Here is a 13,185-nt window from a genome sequence, read left to right on the forward strand (position 1 = left end):
GAGGATTCGTGCTCGACCCGGCCAGTTCCTCATTCGCTGGTGATGAACGGCGGTGTCACAACGGTGGTGTCACAAACGGCGGGTCCCCGGCGTCCCATGCCCGAACCTTCCTTTTATGTCGAGGTGGAGCGATGGACAAGCGCAGGCACGAGACGTCGCTGCCGGCCAGGACCGCCGGCGGGCTCGACGACCGGCTGCGGGGTGCGACCACCCTGCGCCGGGTGCTGAACAAGGTGTTCCCGGACCACTGGTCGTTCCTGCTCGGCGAGATCGCGTTGTACGCGTTCGTGGTGCTGCTTCTCACGGGCACGTACCTGGCGCTGTTCTTCGACCCCTCGATGGAGGAGGTCGTCTACGACGGCGCCTACACCCCGCTGCGCGGCATCGACATGTCGCGGGCCTACGAGTCGGCCCTCGAGCTGTCGTTCGAGGTCCGCGGCGGCCTGTTCATGCGGCAGATGCACCACTGGTCGGCGCTGCTGTTCATGGCCGCGATCGTGCTGCACATGCTGCGGGTGTTCTTCACCGGCGCGTTCCGCAAGCCGCGCGAGCTGACCTGGATCGTCGGCTCCCTCATGTTCTGGCTGGGCTTCCTGGCCGGGTTCACGGGCTACTCGCTGCCCGACGACGGCCTGTCCGGCACGGGGCTGCGGATCGCCCACGCGATCATGCTGTCGATCCCGGTGATCGGCTCGTGGGTGGCCGGTTCGCTGTTCGGCGGCGAGTTCCCGGGCACGAGCATCCTGAGCATCTTCTTCATCGCGCACGTGCTGCTGATCCCCGGCACGCTCGTGGCGCTGATCACCGTGCACCTGGGCCTGCTGGTCAAGCAGAAACACACCCAGTTCCCGGGACCGGGGCGCACGGAGCACAACGTGGTCGGCGTGCGCATGTTCCCCGGGTTCGCGCTGAAGTCCGGCGGGTTCTTCCTGTTCGTCTTCGCGACGATCGCGCTGCTCGGCGGCCTGTTCCAGATCAACCCGATCTGGATCTTCGGGCCGTACCAGGCGTCGGTGGTGTCGGCGGCGAGCCAACCGGACTGGTACGTCATGTTCCTCGACGGTTCCACCCGGCTGTTCCCGCCGTGGGAGATCCGGGTGCTCGGGTACACCGTGCCGCCGCTGTTCTGGCCGACGGTCGTGCTGCCCGGCGTGCTCGCCACGGTCCACGCGCTCTACCCGATCATCGACCGGCGGTTCACGAAGGACCAGCGGGCCCACCACCTGCTGCAGCGGCCGCGGGACGCGCCCGCCCGCACCGGCCTCGGCGCGATGGCGGTGTCGTTCTACCTCGTGCTGACGCTGTCGGGCGCCAACGACGTGATCGCCGAGAAGTTCCACATCAGCCTGAACGCGATGACCTGGGCGGGCCGGATCGGCCTGCTCGTGGTGCCGCCGCTGGGCTACTACGTGGCGTACCGGATCGCGCTGGCACTCCAGCAGCACGACCGCGAGGTGCTGGCCCACGGCGTCGAGACCGGCATCATCCGGCGGCTGCCCGACGGTGGGTTCGTCGAGGTCCATCAGCCGCTGGGCCCGGCGGGCGACGGTCGGTTGGAGTACGTGGGCACGCCGGTCCCGAAGAAGCTGAACCGCGTGGGCGCGCTGCTGCCGACGGTCAAGGGGTTCTTCTACCCGATCGAGAGGCCGGCGCCGCCGGCACAGCTCAGTGAGGCCCCGGCGCGCGAGGAGGTCCGGACGGGCGGGAGCTGACCAGCCCCGTCTGGTACGCGATCACGACGAGCTGCGCCCGGTCGCGCGCGCCGAGCTTCACCATCGCGTGGCTGACGTGGGTGCGCGCGGTGGCCGGGCTGAGGAACAGCTCGGCGCCGATCTCGGCGTTGCTGAGCCCCTGCCCGACCAGCGCCAGCACCTCGCGTTCGCGCTGGGTGAGGACCGCGAGCCGGTCCTCCGCCACCATCGTGGCGGCGCGTTCCGCGGTGAACTGGGCGATGAGCCGGCGGGTGATGCGCGGCGCCAGCAGCGCCTCCCCGGCGGCGACCACCCGGATCGCGTGCAGGAGCTCGGCCGGGCCGGCGTCCTTGAGCAGGAAGCCGCTCGCGCCGGCCTGCAGCGCCTCGAAGACGTAGGCGTCGGTGTCGTACGTGGTCAGGATCAGGACGCGGACGTGTTCCAGGCCCCGCGTCCCGACGATCCGGCCGGTGGCCTGGATCCCGTCGACCTCCGGCATCCGGATGTCCATGAGGACGACGTCGGGTCTGGTGCGCCGGGCCTGCTCGACCGCCTGCGCGCCGTTGGCGGCCTCCCCCACCACCGAGATGTCGTCCTCGGCGTCGAGCAGCACCTTGAACCCCGACCGGACCAGCACCTGGTCGTCGGCGAGCAGCACGCCGATCGGCGGCACCGGGCTCACACCTGCACCGGCTCGACCGGCACCAGCGGCAGCCGGGCGGTGACCTGGAACCCGCCGGACGGTCGCTGTCCGGCGGTCAGCTCGCCACCGAGCAGTGCACAGCGCTCACGCATGCCGGTGATCCCGCGGCCGTCGACCGACGGCGGGCGGACCTGCGGGTCGTCGTCGCCGGCGGCCCGGCAGCCCTCGTCGGTCACCCTGATCTCCAGCGCGTCGCTGCCGTGGTCGAGCGCGATCGTCACGCGGGTCGGCCCGACGTGCCGGATCACGTTCGTGATCGACTCCTGCACGATCCGGTAGGCGGTGTGGTCGACCGCGCTCGGCACCGGCGCGGTCGACGGCGTCGCGTCGACCGTGACGTCGAGCCCCGCCTCCCGGGCCATCGCGGTGAGCGCGTCGACCTGGTCGAGGCCGGGATGCGGCACCCGCCCGTCGTCGGAGTCGCGGAGCACACCGAGCACGGCCCGCATCTCGTGCAGCGCCTGCGCGCTGGTCTCCTCGATCGTCACCAGCGCCTCGCGCGCCCCTTCCGGCCGCTTGTCGAGCAGGTACGCGGTGACGCCGGCATGCACGTTGATGATCGCGATGGCGTGCGCGACGGTGTCGTGCACCTCGCGGGCGATCCGCAGCCGCTCGGCGTCGACCCGCAGCCGCGCCTCGTCCTCGCGGGTCCGTTCGGCCTGCCGGGCCCGCTCCAGCGCGTCGACCGCGGCGACCCGCCGCGACCGGGCCGACTCGCCCAGCGCGGCGGCCATCACCGACGCCGAGATCCGGAAGAACACCCATCCCAGGGTGGGCCCGGGACCGGTGTCGGCCAGGGCGACGAGCCAGCCGAGGGTCAGCACGGTGATCCCCGCGCCGGCGATCCGCACCGACCGCCGCCCGTCGCCGTACGCGGTGACCGTGTACAGGGACACGAACAACGCGATCCAGCCGGGACCGTCGGAGAAGCCGACCACGTAGTACGCCAGGCTGCAGGCAGCGGTCGTCACGAACACCGCCACCGGCCACCGACGGCGCGCGACCAGCGCCAGGCCGCTGACGACCAGCAGGACGTAACCGAGGTGGCCGAGGTCGGTCAGCGGCCGCGACCCCTCCTCGGCCGGCTTCGCGAGCGTCCCCTGCACCTGCATGGCGGCCACGACGAGCGCGAGCAGGGCGTCCTGCGCCCAGACCGGCACCGCTCGGCGTTCCATGTGGCGATGATAGGTGTCCCGGGCGGGCCGCCGGCTACGTCGACGGGCGTAAAGACGGCCCCGCCGGCTACGCAGATCTGAGTAGGCACCGCCATCCGCCGTGTGACGACGTACCCCGTCCCGCGCCGCGACCATCGCTTCCGTGACTCCATCAGAAGCTGACACCCAGCGACCCGGGCCGCTCGGCCGGCTCGGCGGCCTCGCCTTCCGTCGACGCGGACGGGTCCTGCTCGCCTGGGCCGTGGCGCTCGCCGCCACCTTCGCGCTGTCGGCCGCGTTCGGCGGCGAACCGGCCACCGACTCCGCCACCCCCGGCTCGGACTCCGAGCGCGCACAGCACCTGTTGAGCGAGCGCTTCCCGGCCCAGGCCGGCGACACGGTGCGGGTGGTCGTGCGCGCCGACGACGTCACCGGCGCCGACGTGCGCGCCGACGTCGACGCGCTCCTCGACCGGCTCGGCGGCATGCCGCACGTCACCGCCGTCGAGGACCCCTACGCCACCGCCGGCTCGGTCACCCCGGACCGCCGGACGCTCGTCGCCCGCGTCTACCTCGACGTCATCAACCCGAACGACATGCCGGTCGAGGACACCACCCGCATGCTGGAGGCGGCCGAGAGCAGCGGGCTGACCGTGGCCCTCGGCGGCCGCGCCATCCAGCTCGCCGAGTCGGGCCAGCCCGGGTCGGAGCTGCTCGGGCTGCTGGCGGCCGCGGTGATCCTGCTCGTCATGTTCGGCTCGGTGGTCGCCGCCGGGCTCCCGCTGGCGATGGCGATCGGCGGGCTGGCGCTCAGCTCCGGCCTGATCGGTCTCGCCGCCGCGGTGGTCGACGTGCCCGACTTCGCGCCGATCATCGGCGTGACGCTGGGCATCGCGCTCGGCATCGACTACGCGCTGCTGATGGTCACGCGGTTCCGCGAGTGGCGCGCGGCCGGCCTCGACCCGGAGGCCGCGACGGTGGCGACGCTCGACACCGCCGGCCGGGCCGTCCTCGTGGCCGGGGGCACGGTCATGGTCAGCATGGCGGGGTTGTTCGTGGTCGGGCTGTCGGTGATGAACGGCACCGCCGTCGTCACGATGATCGCGACGCTCGTGGTGATGGCCGCCGCCATGACCCTGTTCCCCGCGTTGCTGGGCTACCTGGGACGGTGGATCGACCGGCTCCGGGTACCGCTGGGGCGGCGTCGCGCCACCGGCACCCCGTCGGCCGGCTGGACCCGGTGGAGCGGGCTGATCCAGCGGCACAGCGGGCTCGCCACGGTGGTCAGCGTCGGTCTGCTGCTGCTCCTCGCCGCGCCGTTCCTCGGGGTGCACTTCGCCCTGCCCGACGCCGGCAACGATCCGGTGGACACGTCGAACCGGCGGGCGTACGACCTGCTCGCCGAGGGCTTCGGCCCGGGCGCGAACGGCCCGCTGCTCGTCGTGGTCGACGCGCCCGGCGGCGACAGCGCCGCCGTGCAGGGGCTCCGGTCGGACCTCGTCGGGACCGGCGGGGTCGCGTCCGTGTCGCCGGCGCGGTTCGACCCGGCGGGACGCACGGCGCTGATCACCGTGGTGCCCACCACCGGCCCCCAGGAGGCGGCCACCGAGGACCTCGTCCGGACCGTCCGCGACGACGTCGTCCCGGGCAACGGCACCCGGGCGTACGTCGGTGGCGCGACCGCGGCGACGATCGACGTCAGCGCGTCGATCGTGGACCGCCTTCCGCTGCTCATCGGCGGCGTGGTCGTCCTGTCGATGCTCCTGCTGCTGCTGGCGTTCCGCAGCGTGGTCATCGCGGTGACCGCGGCCGTGATGAACCTGCTGTCGGTGGCCGCCGCCTACGGGGTGGTGGCGTACGTCCTCGACGGCGGCTGGGCCGGCCGGCTGGTCGGCATCGACACCGCGACCCCGATGGCCGCGTTCGTCCCGGTGATCATGTTCGCGCTGCTGTTCGGCCTGTCGATGGACTACGAGGTCTTCCTGATCAGCCGGATGCGCGAGGCGTGGGTGCGCACGCGGGACAACGGCGCGGCCATCGTCACCGGCCTCGCGCGGACCGGACGGGTGATCACCGCCGCCGCCGCGATCATGATCGTGGTGTTCGCCGCGATCATCCCGAACGACCGGGTCTTCATCAAGGTGTTCGGGGTCGGCATGGTCGCGGCCATCCTCGTCGACGCCACGATCATCCGGATGCTGCTCGTCCCGGCGGTGATGCACCTGCTCGGCCGCCACAACTGGTACCTGCCCCGCTTCCTGGCGCGGCGCCTGCCGCAGCTGCACGTCGAAGGACCGCCCTCCGCGTCCCGGAAGGACGCCGAGCTGGTCTCCGCACACCCGAGCTGAAGGAGCACGACCGTGCGCAAGATGTTCGCCGTCCTCGCCACCATGCTGGTGATCGTGCTGGTGGCACAGTTCTTCCTCGCCGCGAGCGGCGCGTTCGACCCGGCACCGCGCGAGGAGGCGTTCCGGGCGCACCGCGCCCTCGGATACGCGACGGTCCTCGTGGCGCTCGTCCTGACGATCGTCGCCGCGTCGACGCGGACACCCGGCCGGCTCGTCGGGCTGACCGCGCTCATCGCCGGACTCGGCGTCGTCCAGGGCCTCATCCGGGCCGTCGCCGCCGCGTTCGACGACCGGGCCGGCATGCTGGTCTTCGGGCTGCACGCGGTCAACGCCCTGGTGATGTTCGGGCTGGCCCTCACGGTGGCCCGGCGGGCGTGGGCGAGGCCGGCGGGGGTCGCGGACCCGGCACCGGCCGCCCGGGTGTCATGACGACCGGCCAGCTGATCGTCGTCGACCACGCGGTGGCGCTGCTGAGCGTCGTCGCGTGGTCGGCGGCCGGTGCCACCGCGGCCCTGCGGCGTACCCGGCCGGCGCTCGGGCTTCTCGTGGTGGCCGTCGTGGTGACGCTCGCGCGGGTCGGCACCGTCGCGGTCCTGGCCGGCCGCGGCTGGTGGTTCGTCCGGGAGAAGGTGCTGCTGGGCCTTCCCCTGCTGGTCACGGTCGGCGCGGCGGCCGTCGCGGTCGCCGGCGCGCACCTGCGGACGGGACGGCATACGCACCGGACCGCGGTGGTCCTGCTGCTCGGCACCGGGTACGCGGCGCTGGCCGGGCTGCTGACCACGCTCGTGGCCGGTTACCCGCTGACCGTGAGCACCGGGCTGATCGCGATCGCCGCCGTCGGTGGGGCCGCCCTGCTGACCGCGCGGGTCCTGGACAACCCGCCCGCGCCCACCGGGGAGCCCACGATCGAGCGCCGTCGGTTTCTCGGCGCGGCGGGCGGCGCCGTCGTGGCCGGTGCCGGTACCACCGGGGTCGGCCTGCTGTTCCTTCCCTCGGAACCCGCCGCGGTCGACGGCGGCGGTACCGGGCAGACCGTGTCGGTGGCCGACCTGCGGGGCGCCGGCGAGCCGGCACCCGGCGGCGAGGTCCGGCGGTACACGCTCACCGCGCGGGTCGCCACGGTGCGGCTTCCGACCGGGCGCGAGGTCGAGGCATGGACGTTCGACGGTCGGGTCCCCGGTCCCCCGGTCACGGCCACCGAGGGCGACGTCATCGAGGTGACGCTGCGCAACACCGACATCGGCGACGGGGTGACGCTGCACTGGCACGGCTACGACGTGCCCTGCGGCGAGGACGGCGCACCGGGCGTCACCCAGGACGTGGTGCGTCCGGGTGGTGAGTTCGTCTACCGCTTCCGCGCCGACCAGACCGGAACCTACTGGTACCACACCCATCAGGCGTCGCATCGCGGTGTGCGCCGCGGCCTGTTCGGCACGCTCGTCGTGACGCCGCGGGACCGGCCGGCCGACGACGCGCGGCGGCTGGACCTGACGCTGCCCGTGCACACGTACGACGACACCACGGTTCTCGCCGATCCCGACGGCCGTACGGAGCACACCGCGGCGGTCGACACCCCGGTGCGGCTGCGGGTGGTCAACACCGACTCCGTGCCGCACCGGCTCGCCCTGGCCGGTACGCCCTTCCGGGTGGCGGCCGTCGACGGGCGCGACCTCAACCGGCCGGGCGAGGTGGTCCGGACCGCGCTGCGGCTACCCGCCGGCGGCCGGTACGACCTCGTGTTCGTCATGCCGGACCGGCCGGTGACGCTCGTCGTCGACGACGCGGACGCCGTGCACGTGCGTCCCGGCGGTGACGCCGGCGGCCCGGTCGAGGACCCGTCCGGGTGGCCGGAGCTCGACCTGCTGCGTTACGGAGTGCCGGCCGCCGTGCCGTTCGACGCCGACGGCGGCGACGTCACCCGTCACTTCACGATGGTGCTGGACCGGGGCGTCGCCATGGTCGACGGCAGCCCGGCGTTCGCGCAGACCGTGAACGGCCGGGGTCACCCGTCGGTGCCGGACCAGCTCGTGGCCGAGGGGGACCTGGTGCGGTTCACCGTGGTCAACCGGAGCCTGGAGACGCACCCGTGGCACCTGCACGGGCATCCCGTGCTGGTGCTGTCGAGGAACGGGACGCGGGCCGCCGGGAGTCCACTGTGGATGGACACGTTCGACGTCCGTCCCGGCGAGGTGTGGCGGGTCGCGTTCCGCGCGACGAACCCGGGCGTCTGGATGAACCACTGCCACAACCTCGCCCACGCGCACGAGGGGATGATGCTGCGGCTGCGCTACCACGGCGTCACCACGCCGTTCCACGGCGCGCACACCGGCGCCTGACCGGGCCCCCCGCCGGCGCGGCGGAGCGCCCGGCCCGACGGGGTGCCGGCACCACGGGGGCCGGCACCCCGTCACGGGTCACCGCATGTTGGCCACCACGAACGGGCCGTGGCCGCGCAGGTAGTTGTTCCAGCCCCCGGTCACCGGTGCGCCCGGCGACAGGAGGTTGGTGGTGTCGGTGCCGACGTCCAGCTTCCACGCGGTCCACGAGATGTTGTTGCTTCTCATCCAGTCGATCCACGCCTGTGCCTCGGACTGGCAGATTCTGCCGTCGAGGCCGCCGTCGGCGTGGCTGGCGCCCCATTCCGTGACGAACAGCGCGAGGCCCGCCCGGATGGCGGCGTCGCCCTTGTCGCGCAGGAACTGGGTGTGGGTGCACGAGTAGAAGTGCAGCGTGTACATGAGGTTCGTGCCGGAGAGCGGGCTCTGCGCCGCCACGTCGACGTCCTGCGACCAGGTCGGGGTGCCGAGCACGATGATGTTGTCGGGGTCGTTGGCGCGGATGGCCGAGACGACCGCCTGGTGGTACGGCTTGATCACGTTGGTCCAGCTGACCTGCAGCGGCTCGTTGTACGGCTCCCAGATGACGTTGGGCAGGTTGCCGTAGCGGCGGGCGAGGTCGCTGAAGAACGACACGGCCTGCGCCTGGTGGTTCTGGGCCTCGTGGTCGTGCCAGTCGACGATCACGTACACCCCGGCGGTCACCGCGTTCCGGATGATCGTCTCCACCTGGTTGCGGGCCTTCGTGGGGTCGCTCAGGTACGCACCGGCCGGCTCCACACCCATCGCGGCGCGGATGACCGGCAGGTTCCAGTTGTCGCGCATCCAGGTGAGCGCCTGCAGGTTCTCGGCGTACGGCTGCGTCTCCCAGTTGAGCCACATGCTGCTGATCCCGCGCAACTGCACCCGCGCGCCGCTCTGGTTGCACAGGCCCGAGCCGCAGACGCGCAGCTGACCGTTGCGGGCCACCGGCGTGTTACCGGTGGGCGGCTGGCTCGACGCCGAGGACGAGGGCGAGCCCGGCGCCGAGGACGACGGCGGCGTGGTCGGGCCGCCCGAGCACGACTGGCCGTTCACGGTGCAGTTGACGGGGCTGCCCGTGCCGGACGCGATGAACCCGAACGACGCGGAGGCGTTGGGTGCGAGGGTCCCGTTCCAGTTGACGTTCGTGAAGCTGTACCGCTGGCCGGACACGGACTGCTGCGCGTTCCACACCTGGGTGATGGAGGTGCCGGCCGGCAGGTCGAACTCGACCCGCCAGGACGTGATCTGGCTCGAGCTGTTGTTCGTGACGGTGATCTGGCCCTGGTAGCCGTTGCCCCAGTTGCTGACGTTGGTGAAGGTGGCGGTGGCGGCGCTGGCCGGAGCGGCGTTGAGTGCCACGACGGCGACCGCGGCGACGACCACGGCGAGCACCGAGAGGACTTTCAATCTCATACGTGGATGGCCTTCTCGTTGGGCGGGCGGGCGCATGGGAGCGCTCCCATGGTCATCCAACTATGGACTTTGATCGATGTTCTACGCAAGTCGGGCCGGCTACTGACGGCGGAGGAACTGCAGCACCGCCAGCACCCGCCGGTGCTCCCGCTCGCCCGGTTCCAGGCCCAGCTTGGTGAAGACGCTCCGCACGTACCCCTCGATCGTCTTCGGGCTGACGAACAGCTCGCTGGCCAGCGCCGCGTTCGTCAGTCCCCGCGCCATCAACGCGAGCACCTCGCGCTCGCGGTCGGTGAGGTCGGCGAGCGGGTCGCGCTCGCGGCGGCGGCCGACCAGCCGCGCCACCAGCTCCGGGTCGATGACGACCGCACCGGCCGCGACCCTGCGGATGTCGGCGGCGAACGTGCCGAGGTCGGACACGCGGTCCTTGAGCAGGTAGCCGACCGCGCCGTCGAACTCGTTCATCAGCCGCAGGGCGTGGTGGACCTCGACGTGCTGCGACAGCAGGATCAGGCCGACCCCGGGCGCGAACGACCGGATCTCGGCGGCGGCCTCGATACCCTCCGACGCGTTGCCCGGCGGCATCCGCAGGTCGGTGATGGCGACGGCGGGCGGGTCGCGGCGTACCAGGCTGACCAGTTCGGCGCCGTCGCGCGCCTGCCCGGTCACCTCGAAGCCCATCTCGGTGAGGATGCGCGCCATGCCCTCCCGGAACAGCAGCGCGTCGTCGGCGACGATCACCCGCATGGCAGCAGGGTCCCGAGTCGCGTTCCGCCGGTGGCGGGGCTGTCGAGCTCGAGCCGGGCGCCCAGCGCGGCCACCCGGTCGGCGAGCCCCTGCAGCCCGCCGCCCGGCGCGGGAACGGCACCGCCGCGGCCGTCGTCGGTCACCACGATCCGCAGCCCGTCGGCGCCGGCGTCGACCTCGACGGTCACCACGGTGGCCGCGGAGTGCCGCGCCGCGTTCGTGACCGCCTCGCTGACGAGGTAGTACGCCGTCGCCTCGATCTCGCGCGGCAGCCTGGCGCCGACGTCGACCCGCAGCCGCACCGGGATCGCCGACCGGTCGGCCACCGTCGCCAGGGCGGTCTCCAGCCCGTCCTGCGTGAGCACGGCCGGGTGCAGGCCGCGGGCCAGCTCGCGGAGGTCGGCCGTGGCCTCGAGCAGCTGGGTGCGGGCGCCCGCCGCCCGGGCGGCGAGGTCGCCGTCGCCGTGCGCCTTCGCCTGCTCCGCGAGCGCGCCGAGCTCCAGGCCGAGCGTCACCAGGCGCAGCTGCACGCCGTCGTGCAGGTCGCGCTCCAGCCGCCGCCGGGCCGCGTCCTCGGCGGAGACGATGCGCCGCGCGGCCGCCCGCAGCTGCCGGGCCTGCTCCTGCTGCAGGATCACGAGGCCGGTCTGCGCGACCAGGTCGGTCAGCAGCCGCTCCTCGGCCGCCGTCAGGGGTTCGCCCGGCGGTTTCCGCACGGCGACCGCGCCGCGGGTGGTGCCCTGATCGACGATCGGCCGCACCCGCCAGTGCGGTCCGCGGTGAAGGTCGCTCAGGTCGGTGGGTTCGAGGGGACCGGCGGAGCGCGGCCACCGCGCCCGCTGCTCCATGCGCCCGTCGTCGCCGACCCACACGGCCACCTCCCGCGCGCCGACCGCGCTCGCGACGGTGGCCGCGATGCCGTCGAGCAGGTCCTCCGGCGCCTCGGTGAGCTGGGCCGACAACCGCGACAACGCCTCGTACGGCGTCGCCCGCGGCCCGTAGACGAGCCGGTCGGCCAGCCGCTGCGCCCGTCGCCGCAACGGCTCGAACCCGACGGCGACGACGGCGGTCGCGAGCAGCGACAGCCAGCCCTCCTCCACCGGTACGAGCGCGCCGACGCCGACCACGAGCGCGACGTAGCCGGCGGTGACCAGCAGCACCATCGCGCCGACGACGATGGTCCGGTTGATGACCGGATCGATGTCGTAGAGCCGGTGCCGCAGGATCCCGAACCCGGCGGCGACCGGGACGAGCGGCAGGGCGAGCAGCCCCGGCACCGGGCTGCCCAGGGTCGCCATGCCGGCCACCAGGATCAGGATCGCCATCACCACCGCGTACGCCAGCCACCGCATCCGGCGCGCCTCGTCGCCGCCGGCCCGGCGCAGCCGCACCACGATCGCCGCCGTACCGAGCGCCTGGATCAGCGCGTAACCGGGCTGCAGGTACGCCCAGACCCGGTCGGCGGCCGCGGCACCGGGCAGGTCGAACGGGTGCGGGGCGGCCAGCCCGATCCGGTCGTACTCGGTGGGCCACAGCGCGGAGACCACCGCCATCGCCGCGGCGACCGCGGCCATGGCCCCGGCCGCGACGAGCCACCGCCGCGACAGCAGCCGGCCGTCGGGGAAGGCCATCAGCGTCCAGGCGAACAGCGCGATCGCGACCGGCACCGGCCACACGCCGACCCAGCCCAGCCACGACGCCGCCGGGAGCGCACCGTCGTGCAGCCCGTACTGCCGGCCGAAGAACATCACGGCGTGCACCACGCCGGTGGCCACGAACAGCCAGCCCTCGCGGTGCCGGGGCCGCATCCGCACGACGTAGAGGCCGACCGCGGTCCACGACGCCGCGATCAGCCCGTTGTGCGCGTTGGCGAGGTGGAACCCGAGGTACCAGCCGTAGGTGACGAGCACGGCGACCGCCAGCGCCACCACGCCGAGCCCGAGTTCGCGCGCCGCCGGCGGGGCCTCGTCGTACGCGTTCGCCGTTGCGGCCACACCGGAATGGTGGCACAGCCGCCACCGCCGCGGACCAGGGTTAACCCTGCGGACGAGCAGGGTGTGCACGGATCCGCGCGGCATACCGGACGGGCCACCGTTGAGCCCTCGACACAGCCAGGGAGGCACAGAATGAGCACAACGGTCACGTCCCGACCCACCGGTACCCGGATCGGCGGCGTCTGCCTGGTACTGGGCGGCATCACGTTCGTCGCCGGCGGCGCCACCCATCCGAGCGGCGACGGCACGGGCAACAAGATCCAGCAACTGCACGGGATGCTCGTGGATCCCGGCTGGTACCCCTCGCACCTGCTGCTGCTGGCATCGATGGCCCTGTTCGCCGCCGGCATCGCCGCGATCTCCCGCCGCGACGACCTCGACGAGCGGGTCGCCCGGGCGGCGCGGATCGTCGCCGGCATCGGGGTGGTGGCCACCGCCAGCATGGCCGTGCACCTGTTCGCGGCGCTGGGAGCCGACTCCCTCGCGGCGGGCCGGCCGACGACGGTCTCCACGCTGCAGACGTGGAACGAGACGATCGTGAACACGCTCTGGGCACTGAGCATCGTGTACCTCGCGGTCGTCGGCGGCCTCAGCCGGACCGTCGGCAACCGGGTCACGCTCGTCCTCGGCGTCGCCGGCGGGCTGGCCTACGCGCTCGCGTCGGCCACCATCGCGTTCACCGACACGTTCGACGCGCTGTTCCCGGTGGGCTCGTTGATCGGGCTCTGGGCGGTCGGGGTCGGGGTGCGCGCCCTGGTACGCAGGTAGCGCGGGGT

The 13,185-nt window shown here is 73.1% G+C and carries 10 protein-coding genes; 5 read left to right on the forward strand and 5 right to left on the reverse strand.

All coding sequences use genetic code 11. The features are described from left to right. Positions 1-131: 131 nt before the first annotated feature. Positions 132-1,712 (forward strand): cytochrome bc1 complex cytochrome b subunit, encoded by a 1,581-nt coding sequence (gene qcrB / locus Voc01_RS17180; RefSeq protein WP_203928448.1) that lies wholly within the window; start codon positions 132-134, stop codon positions 1,710-1,712. Here qcrB and Voc01_RS17185 read toward each other — a convergent pair. Further along, a complete protein-coding gene (locus tag Voc01_RS17185) occupies positions 1,666-2,373 on the reverse strand; it encodes a response regulator (protein ID WP_239160261.1) in 708 nt (235 codons plus the stop codon). The genes qcrB and Voc01_RS17185 overlap by 47 nt on opposite strands. Further along, positions 2,370-3,569 (reverse strand): sensor histidine kinase, encoded by a 1,200-nt coding sequence (locus tag Voc01_RS17190; protein ID WP_203928449.1) that lies wholly within the window; start codon positions 3,567-3,569, stop codon positions 2,370-2,372. The genes Voc01_RS17185 and Voc01_RS17190 overlap by 4 nt, the downstream gene beginning before the upstream one ends. Positions 3,570-3,711: 142 nt before the next feature. On the opposite strand from Voc01_RS17190, the gene Voc01_RS17195 reads away from it, so the two are divergent. From Voc01_RS17195 to Voc01_RS17205, 3 genes are read left to right on the forward strand one after another with little or no spacing between them, the layout of a single operon-like run. Continuing rightward, a complete protein-coding gene (locus Voc01_RS17195; RefSeq protein ID WP_203928450.1) occupies positions 3,712-5,895 on the forward strand; it encodes an MMPL family transporter in 2,184 nt (727 codons plus the stop codon). Positions 5,896-5,916: 21 nt separating this feature from the next. Next, a complete protein-coding gene (locus tag Voc01_RS17200) occupies positions 5,917-6,324 on the forward strand; it encodes a DUF6220 domain-containing protein (protein ID WP_239160276.1) in 408 nt (135 codons plus the stop codon). Then, entirely contained in the window at positions 6,321-8,231 is a 1,911-nt protein-coding gene (locus tag Voc01_RS17205; RefSeq protein WP_203928452.1) for a multicopper oxidase family protein, read from the forward strand. Before Voc01_RS17200 ends, Voc01_RS17205 begins: the two co-directional genes overlap by 4 nt. A 78-nt stretch (positions 8,232-8,309) precedes the next feature. Here the strand turns inward: Voc01_RS17205 and Voc01_RS17210 are convergent, their stop codons facing one another. The 3 genes from Voc01_RS17210 to Voc01_RS17220 all read right to left on the reverse strand — a co-directional run bounded on the left by Voc01_RS17210 (position 8,310) and on the right by Voc01_RS17220 (position 12,409). Further along, on the reverse strand, positions 8,310-9,668 hold the full coding sequence (locus Voc01_RS17210; RefSeq protein ID WP_203928453.1) for a cellulase family glycosylhydrolase: 1,359 nt from the start codon (positions 9,666-9,668) through the stop codon (positions 8,310-8,312). Positions 9,669-9,767: 99 nt separating this feature from the next. Continuing rightward, positions 9,768-10,415: a response regulator transcription factor gene (locus Voc01_RS17215; RefSeq protein WP_203928454.1), complete on the reverse strand. Its 648-nt coding sequence runs from the start codon at positions 10,413-10,415 to the stop codon at positions 9,768-9,770. Continuing rightward, positions 10,406-12,409 carry a sensor histidine kinase gene (locus Voc01_RS17220; RefSeq protein ID WP_203928455.1) on the reverse strand — a complete coding sequence of 668 codons (2,004 nt, stop codon included), beginning with the start codon at positions 12,407-12,409 and terminating at the stop codon, positions 10,406-10,408. Before Voc01_RS17220 ends, Voc01_RS17215 begins: the two co-directional genes overlap by 10 nt. Before the next feature lie 132 nt (positions 12,410-12,541). Between Voc01_RS17220 and Voc01_RS17225 the strand changes: the two genes are divergently transcribed. Continuing rightward, positions 12,542-13,177 carry a hypothetical protein gene (locus Voc01_RS17225; RefSeq protein WP_203928456.1) on the forward strand — a complete coding sequence of 212 codons (636 nt, stop codon included), beginning with the start codon at positions 12,542-12,544 and terminating at the stop codon, positions 13,175-13,177. Positions 13,178-13,185 lie beyond the last annotated feature (8 nt).

Origin of the sequence: Virgisporangium ochraceum (genome assembly GCF_016863655.1) — a bacterium.
GTDB lineage: Bacteria > Actinomycetota > Actinomycetes > Mycobacteriales > Micromonosporaceae > Virgisporangium > Virgisporangium ochraceum.

What these genes read in the sequence shown, in the direction of transcription:
- qcrB (WP_203928448.1), top strand. Translation starts at nt 132, where the DNA reads ATGGACAAGCGCAGGCACGAGACGTCGCTGCCGGCCAGGACCGCCGGC.
- Voc01_RS17190 (WP_203928449.1), bottom strand. Translation starts at nt 3,569, where the DNA reads ATGGAACGCCGAGCGGTGCCGGTCTGGGCGCAGGACGCCCTGCTCGCG.
- Voc01_RS17200 (WP_239160276.1), top strand. Translation starts at nt 5,917, where the DNA reads ATGTTCGCCGTCCTCGCCACCATGCTGGTGATCGTGCTGGTGGCACAG.
- Voc01_RS17205 (WP_203928452.1), top strand. Translation starts at nt 6,321, where the DNA reads ATGACGACCGGCCAGCTGATCGTCGTCGACCACGCGGTGGCGCTGCTG.
- Voc01_RS17210 (WP_203928453.1), bottom strand. Translation starts at nt 9,668, where the DNA reads ATGAGATTGAAAGTCCTCTCGGTGCTCGCCGTGGTCGTCGCCGCGGTC.
- Voc01_RS17215 (WP_203928454.1), bottom strand. Translation starts at nt 10,415, where the DNA reads ATGCGGGTGATCGTCGCCGACGACGCGCTGCTGTTCCGGGAGGGCATG.
- Voc01_RS17225 (WP_203928456.1), top strand. Translation starts at nt 12,542, where the DNA reads ATGAGCACAACGGTCACGTCCCGACCCACCGGTACCCGGATCGGCGGC.